The 22,117-nt window shown below is 37.4% G+C and carries 19 protein-coding genes; 3 read left to right on the forward strand and 16 right to left on the reverse strand.

The window, feature by feature from the left end:
- Positions 1–3: 3 nt before the first annotated feature.
- The gene (gene parC, locus ACQKNZ_RS11515) at positions 4–2,433 is read right to left on the reverse strand and encodes a DNA topoisomerase IV subunit A (RefSeq protein WP_151109853.1); all 2,430 of its coding nucleotides are present in this window, start codon (positions 2,431–2,433) and stop codon (positions 4–6) included.
- A complete protein-coding gene (gene parE / locus ACQKNZ_RS11520; protein WP_144536445.1) occupies positions 2,430–4,400 on the reverse strand; it encodes a DNA topoisomerase IV subunit B in 1,971 nt (656 codons plus the stop codon). Before parE ends, parC begins: the two co-directional genes overlap by 4 nt.
- A gap of 467 nt (positions 4,401–4,867) precedes the next feature.
- Here parE and plsY point away from each other — a divergent pair, with 467 nt between their 5' ends.
- Together plsY and ACQKNZ_RS11530 are read left to right on the forward strand one after the other, a co-directional pair.
- On the forward strand, positions 4,868–5,473 hold the full coding sequence (gene plsY, locus ACQKNZ_RS11525) for a glycerol-3-phosphate 1-O-acyltransferase PlsY (protein ID WP_144536447.1): 606 nt from the start codon (positions 4,868–4,870) through the stop codon (positions 5,471–5,473).
- A 117-nt stretch (positions 5,474–5,590) separates the two neighbouring features.
- Positions 5,591–5,884 (forward strand): HesB/YadR/YfhF family protein, encoded by a 294-nt coding sequence (locus ACQKNZ_RS11530; RefSeq protein WP_144536449.1) that lies wholly within the window; start codon positions 5,591–5,593, stop codon positions 5,882–5,884.
- Positions 5,885–6,112: 228 nt separating this feature from the next.
- Here the strand turns inward: ACQKNZ_RS11530 and ACQKNZ_RS11535 are convergent, their stop codons facing one another.
- From ACQKNZ_RS11535 to ACQKNZ_RS11590, 12 genes are all read right to left on the reverse strand, one after another.
- Complete coding sequence (locus ACQKNZ_RS11535; protein ID WP_151109855.1) at positions 6,113–6,418, reverse strand: hypothetical protein; 306 nt, start codon at positions 6,416–6,418, stop codon at positions 6,113–6,115.
- 2 nt (positions 6,419–6,420) lie between these two features.
- Entirely contained in the window at positions 6,421–6,843 is a 423-nt protein-coding gene (locus tag ACQKNZ_RS11540; RefSeq protein WP_144537192.1) for an acyl-CoA thioesterase, read from the reverse strand.
- A 57-nt stretch (positions 6,844–6,900) separates the two neighbouring features.
- Positions 6,901–8,385, reverse strand: a complete 1,485-nt coding sequence (locus ACQKNZ_RS11545; protein WP_427659779.1) for a class I adenylate-forming enzyme family protein — start codon at positions 8,383–8,385, stop codon at positions 6,901–6,903.
- A 19-nt stretch (positions 8,386–8,404) separates the two neighbouring features.
- Positions 8,405–9,145 (reverse strand): 3-oxoacyl-ACP reductase FabG, encoded by a 741-nt coding sequence (fabG, locus tag ACQKNZ_RS11550; protein WP_427659781.1) that lies wholly within the window; start codon positions 9,143–9,145, stop codon positions 8,405–8,407.
- A 2-nt stretch (positions 9,146–9,147) separates the two neighbouring features.
- Entirely contained in the window at positions 9,148–10,041 is an 894-nt protein-coding gene (locus ACQKNZ_RS11555) for an intracellular short-chain-length polyhydroxyalkanoate depolymerase (protein ID WP_154312308.1), read from the reverse strand.
- A 2-nt stretch (positions 10,042–10,043) separates the two neighbouring features.
- On the reverse strand, positions 10,044–11,066 hold the full coding sequence (locus ACQKNZ_RS11560; protein WP_151109859.1) for a 3-oxoacyl-ACP synthase: 1,023 nt from the start codon (positions 11,064–11,066) through the stop codon (positions 10,044–10,046).
- Complete coding sequence (locus ACQKNZ_RS11565) at positions 11,063–12,076, reverse strand: branched-chain amino acid ABC transporter permease (protein WP_151109861.1); 1,014 nt, start codon at positions 12,074–12,076, stop codon at positions 11,063–11,065. Before ACQKNZ_RS11565 ends, ACQKNZ_RS11560 begins: the two co-directional genes overlap by 4 nt.
- A 7-nt stretch (positions 12,077–12,083) precedes the next feature.
- On the reverse strand, positions 12,084–12,944 hold the full coding sequence (locus ACQKNZ_RS11570) for a branched-chain amino acid ABC transporter permease (protein ID WP_427659784.1): 861 nt from the start codon (positions 12,942–12,944) through the stop codon (positions 12,084–12,086).
- Between the two features lie 13 nt (positions 12,945–12,957).
- A complete protein-coding gene (locus ACQKNZ_RS11575) occupies positions 12,958–13,665 on the reverse strand; it encodes an ABC transporter ATP-binding protein (RefSeq protein ID WP_144536463.1) in 708 nt (235 codons plus the stop codon).
- Complete coding sequence (locus tag ACQKNZ_RS11580) at positions 13,649–14,416, reverse strand: ABC transporter ATP-binding protein (RefSeq protein ID WP_427659786.1); 768 nt, start codon at positions 14,414–14,416, stop codon at positions 13,649–13,651. Before ACQKNZ_RS11580 ends, ACQKNZ_RS11575 begins: the two co-directional genes overlap by 17 nt.
- 106 nt (positions 14,417–14,522) lie before the next feature.
- Positions 14,523–15,764, reverse strand: coding sequence for a substrate-binding domain-containing protein (locus ACQKNZ_RS11585; RefSeq protein WP_151109866.1), 1,242 nt, complete (start codon positions 15,762–15,764; stop codon positions 14,523–14,525).
- A 729-nt stretch (positions 15,765–16,493) separates the two neighbouring features.
- Positions 16,494–19,706 (reverse strand): BTAD domain-containing putative transcriptional regulator, encoded by a 3,213-nt coding sequence (locus tag ACQKNZ_RS11590; protein ID WP_427659789.1) that lies wholly within the window; start codon positions 19,704–19,706, stop codon positions 16,494–16,496.
- 119 nt (positions 19,707–19,825) lie between these two features.
- Here ACQKNZ_RS11590 and ACQKNZ_RS11595 point away from each other — a divergent pair, with 119 nt between their 5' ends.
- Complete coding sequence (locus ACQKNZ_RS11595) at positions 19,826–20,368, forward strand: GNAT family N-acetyltransferase (protein ID WP_427659791.1); 543 nt, start codon at positions 19,826–19,828, stop codon at positions 20,366–20,368.
- Positions 20,369–20,631: 263 nt separating this feature from the next.
- Here the strand turns inward: ACQKNZ_RS11595 and ACQKNZ_RS11600 are convergent, their stop codons facing one another.
- A complete protein-coding gene (locus ACQKNZ_RS11600) occupies positions 20,632–21,042 on the reverse strand; it encodes a GNAT family N-acetyltransferase (protein WP_144536472.1) in 411 nt (136 codons plus the stop codon).
- Between the two features lie 3 nt (positions 21,043–21,045).
- The gene (locus ACQKNZ_RS11605; RefSeq protein ID WP_342578625.1) at positions 21,046–22,095 is read right to left on the reverse strand and encodes a serine hydrolase domain-containing protein; all 1,050 of its coding nucleotides are present in this window, start codon (positions 22,093–22,095) and stop codon (positions 21,046–21,048) included.
- Positions 22,096–22,117: the final 22 nt, after the last annotated feature.

Consider the following 22,117-nt stretch of genomic DNA (forward strand, 5'->3'; position numbering starts at 1 on the left):
CTTTTAGGATTCTTCTACTGGTTTCTTCCATACTCGAAGAAGCTGCCCATCTTTCTCTGTATCTATTACAAATGATCCGTTAGAATAACGATCTGTCGGACGGAAGCTATTCACTTCAATTATTTCTTGATGTCCTCTTTCTGTTTCCACTACTAAACCTTCTGATTTGTTTGCCAAAACAACAGTAAATACGCGATGGGCGTTTGTTTTTAATTCTCGAAGCGTGACAAGTCCCCGTTTCGCGCGAACGCCAGGCTCAACTTCTGAAAGATGCATTCTCTTCACAGATCCACGATGAGTAATTAACATAATATCATCATTGCTTTGTTGTGGTACTACATTCACACTAACAACATAATCCTCATCTTTTAGATTGATGCCTTTAACCCCACTGGTTTTAACCCCTGTGATTGGCACTTCGTCTAAGGAGAAGCGAACAGAATAGCTCAAATGAGTAGTCATTAGTATTTCATCAGAAGGTGCCACTAGCTGAGCTAATATTAGCTCATCAGTCGCCTTTAATTTAATGGTTTTAATTGGTCGTGCATATCTTTGGACTACATAATCTGAAAGAAGAGATCGTTTTATTTGTCCTTCTTTAGTTGCAGTTAAAACACATAAGTCTAAATCAAATGAGTCAATGCCTATTACATTTATAATTGTTTCATTTGACTCGAGAGGTACGATACTAGATATATGCTGTCCTAGATCCTTCCAGCGGATATCCGGCAACTCGTGCACTGGTTGATAAATATAGTTTCCTTTGGAAGTAAACAACAGAAGGTGATGCTGAGTGTTGATTGACTCCTGATATAGCTGGTAATCGGACTCTTTTATAGCAAAGTCCTGTCCATTGGATGCATTAAATGATCTCAAGCTCGTGCGTTTAATATAACCATCCTTTGTAACGGTAACGATAACCTCTTCAGAAGGGATTAGCACATCTAGTGTTACCTTTATCTCTTCTATTTCATTTTCAATAACGGATTTACGCTGTTCAGCAAACTGCTTACGAACAACTTGCAACTCTTTCTTGATGGTCTTCATCAATACAGATTCCTTAGCAAGGATACTTTCAAGATTTTTTATAAGATCATTTAACTTAATCTCTTCCTCTTGAAGCTCGGTTATATCTGTATTAGTTAAGCGGTAAAGCTGCAAGGAAACAATAGCCTCTGCCTGTGCTTCAGAAAAATCATATGATTTTATCAAATTGTTTTTCGCATCTTTTTTATCCTTGGATGCACGTATCGTCTTAATAACCTTGTCTAAAATAGATAAGGCTTTCATAAGACCAGAGACGATATGAAGGCGCTCTTCTGCTTTTTTCAAATCATGAATTGTTCTACGAGTAACAACTTCTTTTTGATGATTGATGTACGCATCAAGTAGTAAAGGCAATGTCATCATGGTAGGTCTACGATTGTGAATTGCGATCATATTAAAGTTATAAGTTATTTGAAGATCAGTGTTTTTAAATAAGTATTGTAATATGCCATGAGCATCAATTTCTTTTTTCATCTCTATCACAATACGTAAACCAGTTCGATCTGATTCATCCCGAACATCTGCGATTCCATCTAATCTTTTATCTAAACGTTGTTCATCTATTTTTTTGACCAAGTTAGCTTTGTTGATTTCATAAGGAATTTCTGTGATGACAATTTGTTCTTTGCCGCCTTTAATCGTTTCTATTTCTGCCTTAGAACGTACAACGATTTTCCCTTTGCCGGTTTCGTATGCCTTTTTAATACCTTCAACACCTTGAATTATGCCGCCTGTTGGAAAATCCGGTCCTTTAATAACAGTCATAAGCTCATCCACTGTACATGCTGGGTTTTCCATACGCATTAAAACTGCATCTAGCGCTTCATGTAGAGCATGTGGAGGTATGTCTGTCGCATATCCAGCAGAAATACCAGTGGCACCATTTACTAGTAGATTAGGAAAACGGGCAGGTAGAACGAGTGGCTCCATGTCAGAGTCATCAAAGTTTGGTATATAGTCAACCGTATTCTTATTAATATCTCTTAATAGTTCATGTGAGATTGCAGAAAGTCTTGCTTCTGTATAACGCATAGCAGCGGGTGGATCTCCATCCACTGAACCGTTGTTACCATGCATTTCAACAAGCATATGACGTAGCTTCCAGTCCTGACTCATGCGGACCATCGCTTCATAAACAGAGGAATCACCATGTGGATGGTAGTTACCAATTACTGTTCCAACTGTTTTAGCTGACTTTCGGAAGGGTTTGTCGTTTGTATTCCCTTCTTGAAGCATCGCAAATAAGATACGACGCTGAACAGGCTTAAGACCATCTCGGGCGTCGGGTAATGCACGGTCTTGAATGATGTATTTGCTATAACGTCCAAACCGATCACCTATTACTTCTTCTAAGGGTAAATTTTGATATTTTTCGGTTTGTGTCATACTAATTCATCCTCCGTGTGAATTCTGTCATTTTCTAAGATGTTAGAATCATCGTCTAAACTAAAGTTTACGTTTGCTTCTATCCATTTTCTACGTGGCTCTACTTTGTCACCCATTAGTGTAGTCACTTGTCTCTCCGCTCGAGCACCGTCCTCAATAGTTACTCGTATTAATGTACGAGTGTCAGGGTTCATCGTCGTGTCCCACAATTGATCGGCATTCATTTCACCAAGACCTTTATAACGTTGCAGCATTACACCTTTTCCGATTCTTTCCATAGCAACATCGAGCTCTTTTTCCGTCCATGCATACTCAAAGACCTCTTTTTTGCCCATTCCCTTATATACCTTATATAGAGGAGGCATAGCAATATAAATGTTGCCATTTTCGATCAATGGCTTCATATAGCGATAAAAGAACGTGAGTAATAAAACCTGAATATGTGCTCCATCCGTATCGGCATCAGTCATAATAACAATTTTGTCGTATGCAATATCCTCTATTTTAAAATCTGCTCCAACTCCGCCACCAATTGCATGAATGATAGTAGCAATCTCAATATTTTTCATGATATCGGTTAGCTTTGCCTTTTCTGTGTTTATAACTTTTCCTCGGAGGGGTAAGATTGCCTGGAAAGTTCTGTCTCTACCTTGCTTCGCAGATCCACCTGCAGAATCTCCCTCTACGAGATATAATTCATTTTTCTTAGCGTTTCTTGATTGAGCTGGAGTTAGTTTACCTGATAATAACTCGGAAGGCTTACGTTTTTTCCCATTTCGAGCATCTTCACGTGCTTTTCTAGCTGCTTCACGAGCATGTTGAGCTCTAATTGCCTTACGAATTAAAGAAGCAGATAGCTCGGAGTTTTCCTCGAGGATATACTGTAGCTTTTCAGATACTACAGCGTCAACAGCACTTCTTGCCTCACTCGTACCTAATTTCCCTTTTGTTTGTCCTTCAAATTGTAAAAGATTTTCTGGTATTCGAAGAGATATGATTGCTGAAATCCCTTCACGAATATCCGAACCATCTAAATTTTTATCTTTTTCCTTCAATAAGCCTGATTTTCTAGCATAGTCGTTGAACACACGCGTTAAAGCCGACTTAGCACCTGTTTCGTGTGTCCCGCCATCTCTTGTTCTTACGTTGTTAACAAAAGATAAAATAGTTTCTGAATATCCATCATTGAATTGGAAAGCAAACTCTACTTCAATCTCTTCATGGTTTCCTTCCATATAAAAAACTGGATGTAAAACGTCTTTTTCTTCATTTAAGTAAGCTACGAAAGCTTCTATTCCTGTTTCAAAGAAGAAAACGTCATGAGACTCCGTACGTTCATCAATCAGTTCAATTTTTAAACCTTTTAATAGAAAGGCTGATTCTCTAAGTCTTTCGCATAATGTTTCATAATTATATTTAGTGGTAGAGAAAATTTTGCTATCTGGCAAGAAGTGAACAGAAGTCCCTGTTTCTTTCGTTGCGCCAATTTGAGTTAAAGACTGTACTACTTTTCCTCCGTCCTCAAAGCGTTGAGCAAATTTTTTACCATCTCTATGAATTACTACATCTACATAAGAAGAGAGAGCGTTTACTACAGAAGCACCTACACCATGTAGACCCCCACTTGTTTTATATCCACCTTGTCCAAATTTACCACCTGCATGTAACACAGTAAAAATAACCTCTGCAGTGGGAATACCCGTTTTATGCATTCCAGTTGGCATACCTCGGCCAAAATCTCTCACTGTAATACTTTGATCTTGGTGTATAGTGACGATAATATGATCACCGAATCCAGCAAGGCTTTCATCCACCGCATTGTCTACAATCTCGTATACTAAATGGTGAAGACCTCTTGCATCCGTAGATCCAATATACATTCCTGGTCTTTTTCTTACGGCCTCCAAGCCTTCTAACACCTGAATATCATCATCGCCATAGCTTGTTAAATTATTATTTTTACTCAATTCGTTCCCCCCAAAAAAACAAAACGTTTGTTCTTTTTCTATTTTAAGCCTACAAACAGATTGTCATTATGTCAATAGCGCTGAAGGACAGGCCAGACTTCAATTGTAGTGAAAGTTCAATTAGAATGCAATCTACCCTTTTCTTGCATTCTCTATTCACCTAAATAATTCCTTCTTTACTTTTAAACAAAGCTTCTAACATATGTTTAAAAGAACAATCGTATAATTAGTATATCGTAAAAACTTGGATTATTTCAGTAGGAAACTTTTTAAAAGTTAAGATTTGGTCCTTCTGTGAGTTAAGTCATACTAAAATTCTGTAATATTGCTACAGTCATACTAAATGTGCACAAACTCTTATGTATATCTGTATTTATCCTCTTTTCTTGTCATTGAATAAAAACTCATGTACATGGTAAAATAAGAAAGTTATCATATTATCAGTAGATAAATAGAAGGAGCACACTATGACAATAATCATTTTACTTTTACTTGCTTACATAATTGGATCAATCCCATCTGGGCTATGGGTTGGTAAGCTATTTTATAACATTGATATACGAGAGCATGGTAGTGGTAATTTAGGTGGAACTAACACTTTTCGGACACTTGGTAAAAAAGCTGGTTTAGTAGTTACAATAATGGATATTCTTAAAGGAACTGCTGCTACCCTATTAGGCTTCCTTCCGTTCTTTGCTTCAGCAAATGTACATCCTCTTATTTTAGGAATAATAGCGGTGATTGGACATATCTATCCTGTTTTCGCTGGATTTAAGGGTGGTAAGGCAGTTGCTACTTCAGGTGGTATTCTTCTAGGTTATAATTGGCCGATTTTCGTAATATTAGTTTTAGGATTTTTTATTATCTTAAAAATAACGAAAATGGTTTCATTAACATCGATGTGCTTAGCGATTATAGCAATTATTTATTCTATAGTTTATTATTTTACAGTGGAAAAGGACTGGCCGTTAATCGTTATTGTGTCGTTACTTGCTATATTCATTTTATATCGTCATCGTGCCAATATCGAGCGTATTAAAAATGGGACTGAGCCAAAAGTTAAGTGGATTTAAATTTTTGCGACAGAGACACTCTTTATTGTTAGACAAATTCTTTGTGGATTGTACTAAAATAATATAGACTAAACTCATGAAAAACAGCGAAAATATAAAGAAAGCTTGGTGGTTCAGATGAAAATCAATATCTCGACAGATGCTTTGAAATGGTTCCATGAGGAAATGGAAGCGGACAAAGGTGATAAAATTCGTTTCTACGCACGTTATGGAGGAGCAAGTCCTATGCATGAGGCCTTTTCTCTAGGTGTAACGAAGGATACTCCATTTGAACCGTCTGTAACTCTCATGCATGAGGACATCATGTTTTTTATAGAGGAAAGAGATGAATGGTATTTCAATGGCCATGATCTTTACGTAACATTCAACGACCAATCAAATGAACTTGAATATTCCTACAAGAAAAGCTAAAAAGAGGATGGTAATCTTACCATCTTCTTTTCTTTTAATAGATGAACGGTCGCAAAGTTTTCTATCCGGTTATAAAAAATTCTATCGGGCCATAAGTACCGAGTGAACGGTCATAAAAATTTCTATCCGGTCATAAATCTTTGCTAACCGGTCATTAACACGATCTCCAACTAAAAAAACAAGTCGAAATGTTCATCCGACTTGTTTTTTTAGTTAAAACTTGTAATTTTACTGCACGAAACGAAACCTTCTCAACTGCTCCAATAAACCTTCTTTTTTCATAATCTCATATTCATACTTTCCAAACAAATCAAAATGAGGGTATGCTTCCTTATAATCGATCCATTCTTCTTTTAAATCATACTGCTTACCCCAATCAATGAGCTTAGCAATATCGCTACAGCCCACCTTAGTTACTGTATTACATCCAGGAAAGCGTTCATCTGTCCAATAATGAGTTAAAAAAGCGATTTGTTTGTTTTCTACTGCTTGCTTCCAGCTTGTCAACTCTTCCCTCTTTATACCGAATGCCACGATTAGGATTCCTTCACAATTTCTTTATACTTACTATCCCAAGCCGCATCGATCTTTGCAAGCGCCACTGGTTTAAAATCTTCCTTTCGAACCACGACATGCTCCGTTGTTGCAGTAGAAGACAGTGTTCCATCCGTATGTACAATTTCATAGCCATAGGTTGTTCTTAGTTTTCCATGCTTTTCAATCCATGTGCGTACTTTAACATTGTCTCCGTATTTTACAGGAGCTTTATAATTTATATTTACATTGGTTACTGGTGATAAGTATCCGTCTTTCTCTAAACCAGCATAGGAGAAGCCCAAATCTTGTATAAGCTGAGTTCGCCCCATTTCTAACCAAACTAAATAGTTTGCATGATACACTACTCCCATTTGATCGGTTTCTGCGTATCGCACTTCAATTTCTTTTTCACTTATGAACATATCCTTAGTCACCTCACCTTTATTATACAAAAAGACAGCAAAAAAAGCTGTAAAGGGTTACTTTACAGCCTTCAAAGCCATCTCTTTTAATGTTTTTTTATCAATTTTACCTACATCTGTCCTCGGCAGTTCCTCTAAAAAGTATATTTTCTTAGGAACCTTATAGCTACCTAGCGTTGCTTTACAATAAGCGATAAGATCCTGTTCTGATTGTGGAGAGCTAGCGTAGGAGATAAAAGCAGTGACACATTCTCCCCACTTATCGTCCTCTATTCCAAGTACGGCAGCTTCTCTAACGTTAGGATGCTCAGCAAGAAGTTGTTCTATCTCTATAGGGTAAATATTCTCTCCTCCAGAGATAATCATTTCTTTTTTACGGCCAACTATGAAGAAATCACCTTCTTCATCAAACATCGCAAGGTCCCCCGTTTTTAACCATTTCCCTTCAAACGTGTTCACCGTTTCCTGTTCATTATTCCAGTATTGCTTAAAAACATGCCTTCCCGAAACATATAGTTCTCCAACTTCATTTGATTGACAAGGTTTCCCGTATTCATTTATTACTTTTACTTCATTGAATTGCATACACTTGCCTACTGTCCCCTTTTTGAGCCTTGCTAGCTGGGGATCGATAAAGAAGTTGTTTGGTCCTGCCTCGGTCAGGCCATAGCCTTCCTTAAACAAAATTCCCATTTTTTCAAACCTATTATATATAGCTCGAGGACAAGGTGCACCTCCTGACAAAAAACACTTAACTGTCGGAAAGATAGACTTCTTTATATATTCTGTATCAAGCATAGCCTGGTACATTGTCGGAACAAATAACGAAAGAGTAGTCTTGTAGATATCCAAGAACTTTAAAGCTTCCTCTGCTTGGAATCTTTTACCTGTAACTACAGTGCCTCCCGCCATTAAAATAGGAATGCACAATGCATTTAGTCCCCCCGTATGAAACATAGGCATATAGTTTAGTGTGCAATCTTCGTCATTTAATCCCCAGCTGATAATAGTATTGATAGCATTCCAATTCACATTATCAAATGATAGAACTGCACCCTTTGGACTTCCCGTTGTTCCTCCCGTATAAATAATGAGCCATGGGTCATCCGGTTTCCAATCAGTGTTAAAATGAAAATCACTGTTATGGGAAACTGTTACACTCGATAACAAAAACGTTTTATAAGTTGGGAAAAATTCGCTCAATTCTATATGATTTTCATCATAAATGATCGTCACCGGAGAGCAATTATTTAGTATATCCTGTAATTCGTTAGTGCTTAGTCGATAATTCAACGGGACATATATTAGCCCCTTCAAGCCACAAGCAAATAATATGGCAAATAGCTCAATTCTATTTTGAGAAAGCACGGCTATTCTATCCCCGGCTTCAAATCCCTGACTTTCAAAATAATTGGCCCATCCTTTTATTTGTTCCCATAATGTATGGTAGGTCCATACTTTGCCACTACTGCTATCTATTAAAGCGTTCTTGCTTGGAGAGAGGATTGCCCTCTTATAAATCCATGCCTGTTCAGTAAACATCTTGGCAACGCACCTTTCCTTACATCATGATACCGCCATCCACTTGTAATACATGTCCGTGTACGTAACTAGATTCATCGGAAGCTAAAAATAAATAAGCGTTCGCAATATCTTGTGGCTCGGCCAGACGCTGTAGAGCTACAACAGACTTCATCTGTTCAATGATTTTATCTGGCATCTTCGCTACCATTTTCGTCGCAGTAAAGCCAGGAGCTACCGCATTCACATTAATCCCTTTTCTACCTAATTCTTTTGCCCATGTTTTAGTCATCCCTACTACCGCTGCCTTTGAAGCCGCATAATTGGTCTGGCCCACGTTTCCATAAACCCCGCTGACCGAGGAAGTACTGATGATTTTTCCGTATTGATTTGCTACCATGTGAGGAACAACAGCCTGTGTACAGTTAAACACGCCTTTTATATTGACGTCTAAAACTTGGCTGAATTCCTCTGCCGTCATCTTAGTTAACATGGCATCACGAGTAATTCCCGCATTATTTATCAAAATGTGAATCTCTCCAAATTGCTCCAGCGTTTGTTCCACCATTGCATCTACACTTTCCCGATTCGCCACATCCACTTGGATAAATACTGCATTATAGCCCTTTTCTCTCATTTCTTTTTCTAGAGATTTCCCCGCACTCTGATCAAAATCAGCTAAAACCACCTTTGCTCCTTCTTCTGCAAAGCGTTGAACTGCTGCAGAACCAATACCGTTAGCTGCTCCAGTAATAATAGCAACCTTATTTTGAATTCCCATAATCATCTCTCCTCCTTTAAAAACTTTTCGATAGCTCCTAACAATTGCCCGAGATCATCGATAAGGGGAGAGTGACCGCAGTTAACTAAAGGTATATATGTAGCATTGTCTCCTAAATCTGAAACTATTTCTTGTGTCATTTCCTCTGTGACTACATAATCTCGATCTCCTCGAAGTATTAAAACTGGAATCGTTATGTCCTTTGCCTGATTGGAACCTTTTGACACCCCGTTATGATCAGCGCCAATATTAAAAGTATTTAAGCTATGATACACATCTGCTAAATTTCGTTGTGTCAGCATATCCTCTAGATACTCTTCATATAACTGCTCATTCGGTTTACTATGCGTATAAATTACAGCATCCCAAACTGCCCTTAAACCCTCTTTATTTTTTGTATCGTACAAACCCTGCATGGCTTTCGTTTTAGACGGATCTTCTTCGATTTGCTCTATAGTTTGTAATCTTTCTGTATAGTTAGGTGTACCATCTGCAGTCGTACCAAAGAATGGATATCCTCTAGTGGAAGCAGAAGCCAATAAAATAAGCTTCTCGCAGTATCCGGGATTGTCGATTACAAACTGCATACATATTGCCCCACCGGTAGACCAACCGATTAAATCGAATTTTTCAAGTGCAACCGAATCTATAAAATCCTTGAGATCATTCGAAAAATCTTTTATCCCATTTACTCGAGTATAATAGGTTGAGCCTCCAAAGCCTCTCAAATCAAGGGCGATTACAGTAAAAGAATCATCAAATGCATCGATTAATACATCCCAATGCTTAGATGAAGTCATATTGCCATGAACGAGAACGATTACGCGATCACCTCCCTCTCTCTTTCTATAAGTGATAGACTCCCCATTTGCCAATGTTACTTTTTGCAATGTCATGTTCATATTTTTCTCCCTTCAGTTCCCCATTTAACAGCTATTGCTCCCCATGCATAGCCAATGCCTGCACTAACTAGAACAACAATATCTCCACTCTTTATTTTCTCTGATTTTTCCGCTAATTCCAATGATATAATTTGATCCATTTGTCCGATGTGCCCATAATCACTTAAATAAATCGATTGTTCCTTAGTTAAGCCTAACTCACCTAATACATAATCATGAGCTGATTTTTTCATATGGAGGATGGCAAGATAATCTATGTCCTTTTCACTGTATCCACTTTTCAATAATGCGTTACGAACAACTTTTAAAAAATTGTCCATAGATTTTTGTTCTAATCTTGCCTTCATCCCCTGTGGGTCCATTACATCTAAACGATACATACCGTTTTCCAAGAGTTCAGAGGTTAGAGGTTGCTTGGTTCCCCCAACTGGCACCAACACGTCCTCTGAAAAAGAGCCGTCCGTGATTATATCTGACTCTAAAAGAATATTTTTATCGTAATTTCTTTTTAAAATCATCGCCGCTCCTCCTGCTCCCAGGTTAAACATGAAACGAGTACTTTCGTTTGTATAATCAATAAAGTCACTGTTTCGATATCCTCCAGCAAGTAAAACCGTTTGGATAGAAGGATCAGCCAACATCATGCTCTTTGCCACCTTCATCGCCATAATTGTTGTTCCACAGCGTAGTGCAACATCAAAAGCCCAAGCGTGAAAGGCTCCTAGCTCCTCTTGTATCTTAATAGCAGCTGTCCACAGGGGGTATTCCTTATGTTCTTCCCCTATATAAATAATTAGATCGATAGATTTTGGATCCACATTTCCTTTTTGTAACGCTTTTTCTGCTGCCCATATTCCCATAGCAACTGTATGATCGTCTCTCCCTGGTATCGGCTTTTTTGATATACCCATTTTATATTTGACGACTTCTAGAGGGAGATTGGATTGTGTAGCGATATCTTCAGCAGTCATAACTGCTTCAGGAATATATATACCAGTACTGACAATTCCTATGCTCATTTAGCTAACTCCCTTCTTTTAGGAGCAACTTCAACTTTATGTTTCTTGTTTTTCCTTTTCCAAAAAGCTTGTTGAATAGTACCAACAATGCCTCTAGGAAAGAAAATAACAGCGAGAATATAAACAACCCCGAAGAATATGATCCATCTTTCAAAAATCGGATGTTCTTTTGCAAGTCCGGAAAGATAATGCTGAGCTAGCTCTATAACCCCTGCGCCTATAATTGGACCTATTAATGTGCCTACTCCACCAATAATTGTCATTAGTAAGGCATCGAGCGTAATATCCATTGTGAGCACGCTTGTATTAACAAAGCGTAAGGATATTGCATATAACGAGCCAGCAAGACTAGCAACTACTCCGGCAACTACTGAAGCAATTACTTTATAATGAAGCGTATTGAATCCAAGTGACTTGGTTCTTTGCTCATTTTCCCTCACTGCAATCAAAACCTTACCAAGCGGAGAATCTACAAATCTTCTTAAAAATAGGTAAACTAGCAGGAGGCTTCCAAGCACAAATAAATAAAACACCATGCGATCTCTAAAAACCTCGGGGGCTCTAAATGTAAAACCGTCATTTCCATAGGTTAAGGTTCTCCACTTTTCCGCAAGGACGAGAAACAGGCCGGATACTGCCATGGTCAGCATAGCAAAGAAGTGACTTTTTAATCGGAGCGTCAACAACCCAACTAAAAAGCTGATGACACCTGCAATAACCATCCCTACAGCTATTGAAAGTAAGAATGTTCCAACTGTAGACTCAAAATGATTTAACATAATCGCCGTCGCATATGCTCCCATCCCGAAGAACATAGCGTGACCGAAAGATACAATGCCAGTATAGCCGAGCAAAATATCATAGCTCATCGCTAATATAGAAAAGATGAATATTTGAGTCAATAGTATAGTCCATGTCCGAGAGTCTGAGACAAATGGAAATATGGTAAATGCCGCGACAATTACTAACAGCACTCCATGTTTAATTTGAAATGTAGATTTTAACTTCATCCTTGTATCATCCTTTCGCAGTAAACAAACCTTGCGGACGGAAGATTAATACGACTGCCATAAGCAGCATATTGACCGCAAGTGATAGAGCTGGAACATAATACGCCATGAAGCTTCCTGCTAAACCTACTAGAATAGCTGCCAGCAATGAACCTGGAAAGCTACCCATTCCTCCAATGACCACCACGATGAAGGCTAATATCGCATACTCCATTCCCATTTCAGCGTATACAACTCCAGAGTAAGGTGCCATTAAAGCACCTCCTAAAGCCGCGAGCGCTGCACCTGTCATAAATACATACAAAAATACCTTTTTAATATTAATACCTAACGCCTGCACCATTTCCTTATTCATCACACCAGCACGTACTGTCAGTCCGATTTTCGTACGCTTTAAAATAAATTGAAAAATACCGAATACGATAAAACCAATGCTAATGATAAACAAACGGTATTTAATAATAATGACATCTCCAAATTCCCAGCTTCCAGCTAACAAAGGTGGAACTTTTGCTGCCATATGATTTGGTCCAAAAACGACCTTCAGCATTTCAGAAAGCACAATCATAAATCCTAAAGTTATTAATATTTGTTGTACATGGTTCCCATAAACAGGTGTAATAATTAGCTTTTCCGTTATAAAACCTAATATTACACCTGTTAAAATGGCTCCTATAATCGCTAAGGTAAAGCTATCCGTCAAACTGTAAAACCAAACACCAGAAAAAGCTCCCCAGGCAAATAGGCCCCCATGTGCAAAGTTTAAAACATCCATTAATCCAAATATCAAGGTTAATCCAGCTGCCAATAAAAAAATCAACATGCCTGTCGCCAATCCGTTTATCAATAAATTGATGATTAACTCCATGTAGCTTCCTCCTTCACCCGATACCGAGATATTTTCTTTTCAATTCTTCATTTTGGATAAGCTCGCTCATTTTCCCCGACTGAACAGTTTCACCATCATCGATTAGTGTATATGTATCTCCGATTTTGCTGGCCATCATAAAATTTTGTTCTACCAGGATAATGGTTGTTTGCTTCTTCATTTCAATAATTGCTTCCATAACCTTTTCAATAACGACTGGTGCTAGGCCCTTGGAAGGTTCGTCTATCAGTAAAAGCTTACTTTCATTTACAAAAGCCCTAGCCATCGAAAGCATTTGTTTTTGTCCTCCAGATAAGTGTCCACCATTCTTTTTCCAAAACTTCTTAAGATCTGGGAATAGCTCTAGGACATATTCTTGTCTTTCTTTTGCAGCATCATCTTCCTTACGCATGGCTACCTTTAGATTTTCCTCGACTGTTAAAGCTCCGAAAATACCTTGATCCTCCGGTACATAGCCGATACCGCCTGATGCAATCTGGTGTGTATGCTGGGAGATAATAGACGAACCCGCGTATTTAATGATCCCTTTAGAGGCAGGTGTGAGGCCCATTATTGTTTTCAAAGTGGTCGTTTTCCCTGCACCGTTTCGACCAAGCAGCACACTCACCTCTCCAGCCTTTGCTTCGAAGGAAACTCCCTGTAAAATGTGATATTGCCCTATAAACGTGTGTACGTTATCTAATTTAAGCAAGGTGCTCATCGTATAACCCTCCCAGATATGCGTTTTGAACAGTTTCATTGTTCATGATTTCTTTAGGGCTACCATCAGCAAGCAGCCTTCCATTGAACAAAACCATGATAGAGTCAGAGAGATCTAAAATCATATCCATCTTATGTTCAATCAACAAAATCGTCTTGTCACCCTTTTGCTTAATCTGCTTTATCACATCCAATATAGCCGGAACCTCTTCTAAGGACATTCCAGCTGTCGGTTCATCCAACAATAGTACTTCCGTATCTAAAGCAAGAAGCATGGCAATTTCTAATTTTCTCTTTTCTCCATGAGAAAGCTCATTGGCAAGTGCATTAGCTTTCTTAGACAGTAGAACTATCTCGAGTAATTGTTCCGCTTCAGTCCGAAATTCTTGATAGCTACTGAAATGACGAAGCATCTGATAGCGGACTTTCTGCTTTGATTGCACAGCAAGACGTACGTTTTCCATGACAGTCAGATTAGGAAAAACATTCGTTATTTGAAAGGATCTACCTAGTCCAATTCGAGTCCTCTCTATGGAGGAATACTTAGCCATAGATTGACCTTTAAAGAAAACCTCTCCTTCTGTTGGCTTCAACTCACCGCTGATTAAATTAAAAAAGGTTGTTTTTCCTGCACCATTTGGGCCGATAATGGATTTAAAGTGTTTGTTTGGCATAACAAAATTTACATGATCTACTGCTGTCTGGCCGCCAAATTTGATTGTCAGATTTTCAGTTCTTAATATAGGCTCCATACGATTTGACTCCTCTCTTCTATCACTAACCTTGCTTTAGAAAGAGTCTATAGCAAGGTTAGTGACAGGCCTAATGAATGTTAGGCTGTCACTTGCTTCAATATAGTTACTTCTTATTTAAAATTGGTGGTTCCGTTTCCTCAGGTGACAATTCACGAATCAGCACTGGTACTGGGTAAGCAATGCCTTCCTGCTTTTCTAACTTAATAGAATATAAGGATTGCAGGGCTTGATGATCATCCGGACGGAAAGTCATTTTTCCTTTAGGTGTTTCAAAGGACATTCCTTCCATCAATTTAATCAATTCATTCGCATCCGTATCACCATCAGATTTTTTTAAAGCTTCTACTATGGCAATCGCAGCTGACATCCCTCCAGGCGTGAATAAATCTGGTACTTCTCCATTGAAACGCTTTTTATGTTCATCTACTAACCAATCATTTATCTTATTGTCTGGTAATGTGTGATAATAAACCGAGAATCCTTCCATACCAACTAGCGGTTCCATAATAGAAAGTGCCGGGATATCTGGTGCGCCAGTAGAGATTTTAATACCTTTGTCTTGCAATTTTAGATCAGCAATTTGGTTCCATGGGGAGTTAGCACCAGCCCAAACAACAAACAGATAGTCTGGTTTTGCTTGAATCACCTTTTGTAGGTTCGATGTAAAATCCGTAGCGGCAGGGTCAGCGTATTCTTCTAATACAACCTCTGCTCCTAACTTTTCAGCTGCGGCTTTAAAGGCAGAAACCCCATCCCAACCGAAGGAGTAATCAGGCGCAAATGTCGCTATCTTTACTCCCTTTTTTGCAATAGCAGCTGCTCCTGCAACCGCATCCTGTGAAGAATTACGAGCAGTACGGAATATATATGGATTAAACTCTGATCCAGTAATACTGTCTGCAACTGCTGGTTCAACGATCATAATCTTTTCATATTCCTCTGCAAGGGGGAGAACTGCTAATGTATCACCGGAGCTAGAGGAACCTACTAAGAAATCAACCTCATCTTCTTCCAAAAGCTTCGTTGCTTTTTGAACCGCAACCTCAGGCTTAGTTTCTGTATCCTCAAATACAACCTCGATTTTTTTTCCTGCTACCTCCATCGTCCCGTCTGTAGCATACTCTAAGCCAAGCTCAAAACCATTTCTAGTTTGCTTTCCATAGGACTCAAGCGCTCCTGTTAAAGAAGCAAGAACCCCAATTTTAATAGTCCCGCCTTCCGTCACCTCACCCGAAGCAGGAGTGGTTTCACCTGACTCCTCACTAGACTTAACAGAATCCTCACTACAAGCGGCAGTAAAAATAAAAATCAATAATAGCGTTAAAAACAAACTCCATTTTTTCAATATTCCATACCTCCTAAATAATTTTGTAAGCGCTCTCATGCTTCGCTTTAAATGTACATAAGAGGAGTTACAAATAAGTTACAAGCTTTTTTTGTAGTATCATGTTTATGAAGAAGGCATCAGGGGCTTAAGTGACTTAGTTACTTTTTTTATGCTTGTTTATGGAAAGAAGACATTTTATAAGCGAATAAGATTCCCCCCTCGCTACCTGCAAATACTAGGAGTTTTATAATATTTTACATATGAGTCCATTTCATAAATAGCGTTTTACTAATTAAACACGAACATTCTTAGGTATTGATTGTAGCGAAAGGCGGACTCCTGTTGGATGTGTGAGACAGATAAGCCATCATATGAAAGCATCCACCTGAAGCGGTAATCAATTATACTTAATTCTTATATAAGCATATGTTTTTTGGTATTCCCTCATAATTATTCGTGTTTCTCTTTAAGAATAGGAATTATGAAATTGATTAGGTAAAGAATCAAAATATTATTCATACAATTAAAAAGCATATCCATTAAATTGGATACGCTTCTATCTGGATAAGCCTCTAGTTCTATATATAAAATGTCAACCATTTACAAAATATTTGACGAGCTTACAGAGCCGATCAGCATCAAATTTAGAATCGCTTACTAGTAGCCGTGGTGTTATAATTCTGCTGTAATGAATTTTCTCAGCGAAATATTATATTTGATGCCATATTTTTAAAACTTAAATAATCCTTAGCCAAAATTCACAATCATCTCATACATTTGAATAGTCGTTTGCATAGGTTCTACACGAAGCTCATCATGTAAAGTTGCTACACATCGTTCATACCATTTAACTGCCTGTGTTCTATTTTGCATTTGATAATAAGAAAACATAAGCAAACGATATGCCTCTTCCCACGTAGGATCTATCCTTATGAGTTTCTCAGACCAGTATATCGTGTTCTCGAAATCCTTTATACGCGTACTCGTTTGAGCCAATCTTTCTAAAACTAGCATATACTGTAGCTCTGTTTTCTCACGGTCATGAGAGATCCATTCATTGGCAGGATTATCTTCTAGAAGGCTACCATTATAGAGTCTCACTGCCTTTAATAGATGTTCTAACGCTAACGATGCAACTTTTTCATGCATTCCTAGTGTTACGTAATCATTAAATGTCTCTAAGTCACTATTAACAACTGCTTCTGGATTAATACGGTACATTGATTGTTTACGGAGTATAAAAAAAGATTCTCCTCGCGCTTGCCTTTTTGGTTCTATAACTTTAAGCAGCGCATTTAAGACAACCTTAAAATCTCGATCATTTGTTTTTTCATCATCTTTCCATAGGTTTCTTATTAATTCTTCCTTAGGTACAAAGCGATTTTTATGCAAATATAAAAAAGTAAGAAGCTCCTTCGACTTTTCTCTTTGCCATTTCCTTTCTTCTACTTCATGAATACCCATAAATAGAGAAAAGGAGCCTAGAAGCTGCAGTCTCAGAGAATATCCTGGGTAAGGTATATCATCTCGCACATCTAATTTTTCTATCAATTTTTGCAAGAAAGGATCTTTGTTTCCTTTTAGAAGTAAGCTTCCCTTTTTAAGAAGGGGATAATTGACCTGTAGATCCACTGGACCAAATACGGTTTTTTTCAGCAGAAAGAAAAGAAAATTATTTTCCACACACATTCTTGCAAATTTCAGTAAGGAACCTAAAAAAGGTTCACTCATTTGAAGCTCAGCATAAATACTAGAAAGCCAGTAGTTACTAATCATTTCTCCGTATATATCTCCATTTTTATAAAATAATGCGTTTGCTTCCTGACATGTTGCTTCAGCTTTGTCTAAATCACCATTTTCATAATAAACAATGGACAGGCCAAGCATAATATAAGCAGATAGCCAATAATCATTACTTTTGATTGTTTCACGCAATCCCATTTCACCGTAATCAATAGCTTCCTGAAGCTTCCCCTGCCTAGACTTTAAAATAGAAAGTCCCAAGTAAGGCTCGGCTTTAGCTCTTGAAACATCTAAGTCTTCCATTCGTTGTACGGCTTTTAAGTATAGAGATTCAGGTGTCTTTTGATCAAATGGATTGTACAAAATTTCAGAATGACCCTTTCTAATCCACCCCACTGCCTCCACGAAACCTGACTTTTCTTTGATGCCTGTTTCGATGCCTTTATTAGCAGCTTTTTTAGCTTTTTCGATTTCTCCTGTCAGTGAGTAAATAAACGAGAGTAAGATGTCAGTTTCTCGATGAGAATCGGGAATAGCTATTTCATCTCCTAGCCTCGATTCTAAAACCTGAACTGCGTCATTGAGCAGCCCGGTTCTTAAATAGATTCGCGCATCCAAATTACCATTCCTTAAAATAAATGGATCTAAATTCTCCATCGATACCCATTCACTAGCCTCTTTGGCTTTTCCTAAATTAACTAGATTCTCAGCATGAAGCCTTTTTAGAGAGTTCTGTTCCTGAATCGATATTTCCTCACTTTCATTTGCCCATCTAATGGCTTCCTCTAAAAATGATTTTGCTAATGCAGGTTGAATGGTATCTAAATAAATATGTGCCATCCCTGCATTAGCTCTGCTTATAAATAGAACATTTCGCTTTGTCTGAGCAATATCTAAACACACTTCATATGATTTCCTGGCTTTTTCATAAAAAGCCCGATATCGATGACATTCACCTTCAAAATAATAGAGTTCGTAAAACATTTCCCTAGTAGTAGGAGACAAATGATCCTTCATCAAGTCTAACAGCCAATCGAATTGACCAGCCATAATCATTGAGTTCGCATTCTGAATAATCATTTCAGCTAAAAATAGCTCATCTTTAGATTTTTCTGCATGATAAATAGCTTGTACGATATTATTTTGCTCTTTAAAAAACCAAGATACTTTTTTATGTGTTTCATAATACAGTAAAGAATTTGTTTGGAGCCACTTATCTTCTAAAAATTGTTGAAACAATGAGTGAAATCTATAAGTGTTAGAGTCACTTAACTTTTGGATGAAAGAGTGACTTGAAGTTAGCAACTGTAACTGAACAAGTCCTTCTTCACCAAAGAATTCCTTTATTTCTATTGCTGAAAAAACTGGAAAAATACTAAAATTCAATAAGGAATGTTGATTTTTGAGGGTCATATTAGAAAATACTTCTTCCGAAAGATAGGAAAATAATTCATTCAATGCAAAATCAGAAAGATCTGCTATCACTTTGTTTGATTCCGCTAATTGTATGGCAATCAATTGTATCGCGATAGCCCACCCCTCTGTTAGCTTTAAAACGTTTTCCGCTTCTACACTTGTAATTGTTTTATCAAAGTAATCTTCAAAGAACACTTGAATTTCTTCCTCGGTAAACATAAAATCTTTTTCCTTTATCTCCACTAATTGACCATTTAACTTAAGCTTGAGTAGAACTGTCCATTTTGGTCGAATCCGTGAAGCTATAACTATATTGATAGAAGGAGGAAGAAACTCTATTATTTTTTCAATTACATAATTAATGTGGAATACATGATCAACCAAATGATAATCATCTAAAACAATTGTAAAAGGGGTGCCCATTACTGAAAGCTCATTACTGAAAAGAGAGTACCACCTAATTAGCTCAGCCTCCTTTGGATACATGAATAGAAGGCTATCCTCTAGGAGACTGCTTCCAAACGCTGGAACAACTTTACGAATGCTATGTACTAAATGGCGTAGAAAAGGAAGAATATTATCATCCTCCTCCGATATGGAGTACCATGAAAACGCTTCCTTAGAATCTTGAAAATATTGAGCAAGGGCAGAGCTTTTTCCAAAGCCTGCACCACTATGTAAGAGACAAACTTTTTTGTCCGCTTTACTTTTCAATTTTTTAATTAAAGAAGACCTTCTCATATAATTTGAAGAAGGAACCGGTGGATTAAGCTTAGACAGTAAGATAGTTGGTTGTTCCATCGAATACCCCCCAAAGAAAATGCCATTTATATAACCATATCCTAACATACAATTTAATTGAATAGAAAGATAATTACAGTTGTGTTAGAATATAAGAATTATAGAAAAGGGGTTTTGAGATGAGCTTTCCAACATTGTCTACAGAGAGATTAAAGTTAATAGAAATTAAAGATGAACATGTGGCTAGTATTTTCTCCATTTTTTCCAATGAAGAAGTCATTAAGTATTACGGGATGTCCCCGTTTACAAAAGAAGAACAAGCTGATGCGTTAGTTAAATCATTTGCTACAGGTTTTGAGCAAAAAAAATCTATGCGTTGGGGAATAGAATTGAAAGAAACTGGAGAGTTAATTGGAACTGTTGGATTAAATAACTTATCTTTAGCTAGTAAAAGAACAGAAATTGGCTATGAACTATTACCTGGCCATTGGAGAAAAGGAATAGTGAGTGAAGCTGTGAGGGCTGTTATAGACTATTGCTTTAATGTTTTAAATCTATACCGTATAGGAGCAGTAACATTCCCTCAAAACGAGGCCTCTTTTACGTTACTTTTAAATCTAGGATTTGAAAAGGAAGGTTTGTTGAGAGGGTATCTATATCAAGATAACAGCTCACATGATGCTTTCATCTTTTCCCTCACCAAGCCTGATTGGAGAGAGTAATCTTTTTCTTTATGTGAAATTTGCTTCGTTTCTTCCAACGAACCGAAGCAAATTAATGTCTATCAAAAATGAGACTAAATGAATAGGAAATGCCCCATGATAAAACTATAGAAAATAGCCCTTTATCAGCTAATCCTTATACAAATCTAATGAATATTAAATCGCTATGATTATATTTATTCATTTGCTTTTTCAAGTAAAAAAATGCTTACATTTTAAGTGAAAGTATTATTAATTAATAAACACAAACCGTAATCAAGCACTCATTTAAAAATCCACGTATTAAACCCATCAACTTGTTCTTGTAGTTTCCAATCCATCTTGTAATAATATTGGTTAAATTTTGATTCAATTGGACATAGAGCTACGATTGGCGCGTCATTTATAAAGAGAAGCATCTTTTTTAAAACGCCTTTACCACGATACTTTGAACTTACAGCAAATTGATAAAGTGAAATGGTATTGGCTGTTTTTCTTCGATAAAAACGAATTGCTCCCACAACATGCCCATTTTCTATAGCTAGTATCATTTGGTTCCTTCTAATAGCAGCTTGAGTTCCAAGAGGGCATAAAAACTCTTCTGAATATATCTCGCTACTATCGGGATTTAAGTTTTCTTTGAAGAAAGCTATTACATTAGGTATAGAAGCTGGTTTAGCTAGTAAGATATGCATTTTTTACCCCTTCAATTGGCTCAGTAAAGAGTTATATATTTCTCCGATGATTCCTTCCAGTTGATGTACCCCTAGTTCTGCATTTGTCATTATGACAGCACCTTTCTCCAAATATGGGTATGCTACCATCATACATTGAAAGCCTACTCCCCATCCAAGTGATGAGATTTCCAGTTGGTTCTCAGATTCCTCAAGAAATACACCAAGTCCTGCCCATTTTTTTCTTCCTTGTGAACTAATTAACTCCTTTGCTGCTATAGCAGAGATACCGGTTTTACTTTCACCTTTCAAAGCATTCATTAATTCTTGGACTAATTTAGCTATATTTTCAGAGGTTGTCCATAATCCAGAAGCAGCGGGATATGGATATAAAGGATATTTTTCATTCACTACTTCTCCGTTTTTGTTATGACCACACGAAACGTTTTCTTCACTCATACTTGCTGCTGTCATAGCATAGTTACTATTCTCCATTTCTAATGGTGTAAATATATGCTCAGTCATAACTTGGATGAATGATTTTTTCATTGAGTCTTCAATTACTTGCTGAATTATACAGTAGCTAGCATCTGAATAATGAAATTCACTTTCAGGTTCATATGTAACTTCAATTGGGCAATTATTGTAGGGCGTTTTTCCTTCTAGTAATTCCACCATTGTTGGAGTGCCATTACTTGCAACATGCTCTGGAAAACTATTGATAGGATCTACAATTCCAGATTGATGGCTAAGTAAGTTTCTTAAAGTTACTCTTTTTAAGTTAGTAAAATCATTCTCTGGGATATTCCAAGATATAAGTTTCTCGTTAACATTTTCATCTAAATCTAAATCCCCTTGTTGGACGAGTTTTATAACCAACATTCCAGTTAGAAACTTACTAATAGAACAAGCGTTAAAAAGAGAATTCTCGTTGATAGCTTTTCTGCTTCCCACCTCTAAAACCCCTTGGTTTATGCATGCACTGATTTGTCCCTGATCAATTAATGTAATACTTACTCCTGGCACCTTATAGTAATGCATTCGTTCTGCCAAATTGAAGTTTTTTAGTCTCATGTAATTTCCTCCTACAACTCGT

The organism is Psychrobacillus sp. NPDC093200 (genome assembly GCF_050280345.1).
GTDB lineage: Bacteria > Bacillota > Bacilli > Bacillales_A > Planococcaceae > Psychrobacillus > Psychrobacillus faecigallinarum.

What these genes read in the sequence shown, in the direction of transcription:
- parC (WP_151109853.1), bottom strand. Translation starts at nt 2,433, where the DNA reads ATGACACAAACCGAAAAATATCAAAATTTACCCTTAGAAGAAGTAATA.
- plsY (WP_144536447.1), top strand. Translation starts at nt 4,868, where the DNA reads ATGACAATAATCATTTTACTTTTACTTGCTTACATAATTGGATCAATC.
- ACQKNZ_RS11530 (WP_144536449.1), top strand. Translation starts at nt 5,591, where the DNA reads ATGAAAATCAATATCTCGACAGATGCTTTGAAATGGTTCCATGAGGAA.
- ACQKNZ_RS11540 (WP_144537192.1), bottom strand. Translation starts at nt 6,843, where the DNA reads ATGTTCATAAGTGAAAAAGAAATTGAAGTGCGATACGCAGAAACCGAT.
- ACQKNZ_RS11545 (WP_427659779.1), bottom strand. Translation starts at nt 8,385, where the DNA reads ATGTTTACTGAACAGGCATGGATTTATAAGAGGGCAATCCTCTCTCCA.
- fabG (WP_427659781.1), bottom strand. Translation starts at nt 9,145, where the DNA reads ATGGGAATTCAAAATAAGGTTGCTATTATTACTGGAGCAGCTAACGGT.
- ACQKNZ_RS11555 (WP_154312308.1), bottom strand. Translation starts at nt 10,041, where the DNA reads ATGACATTGCAAAAAGTAACATTGGCAAATGGGGAGTCTATCACTTAT.
- ACQKNZ_RS11560 (WP_151109859.1), bottom strand. Translation starts at nt 11,066, where the DNA reads ATGAGCATAGGAATTGTCAGTACTGGTATATATATTCCTGAAGCAGTT.
- ACQKNZ_RS11565 (WP_151109861.1), bottom strand. Translation starts at nt 12,076, where the DNA reads ATGAAGTTAAAATCTACATTTCAAATTAAACATGGAGTGCTGTTAGTA.
- ACQKNZ_RS11570 (WP_427659784.1), bottom strand. Translation starts at nt 12,944, where the DNA reads ATGGAGTTAATCATCAATTTATTGATAAACGGATTGGCGACAGGCATG.
- ACQKNZ_RS11575 (WP_144536463.1), bottom strand. Translation starts at nt 13,665, where the DNA reads ATGAGCACCTTGCTTAAATTAGATAACGTACACACGTTTATAGGGCAA.
- ACQKNZ_RS11580 (WP_427659786.1), bottom strand. Translation starts at nt 14,416, where the DNA reads ATGGAGCCTATATTAAGAACTGAAAATCTGACAATCAAATTTGGCGGC.
- ACQKNZ_RS11590 (WP_427659789.1), bottom strand. Translation starts at nt 19,706, where the DNA reads ATGGAACAACCAACTATCTTACTGTCTAAGCTTAATCCACCGGTTCCT.
- ACQKNZ_RS11595 (WP_427659791.1), top strand. Translation starts at nt 19,826, where the DNA reads ATGAGCTTTCCAACATTGTCTACAGAGAGATTAAAGTTAATAGAAATT.
- ACQKNZ_RS11600 (WP_144536472.1), bottom strand. Translation starts at nt 21,042, where the DNA reads ATGCATATCTTACTAGCTAAACCAGCTTCTATACCTAATGTAATAGCT.
- ACQKNZ_RS11605 (WP_342578625.1), bottom strand. Translation starts at nt 22,095, where the DNA reads ATGAGACTAAAAAACTTCAATTTGGCAGAACGAATGCATTACTATAAG.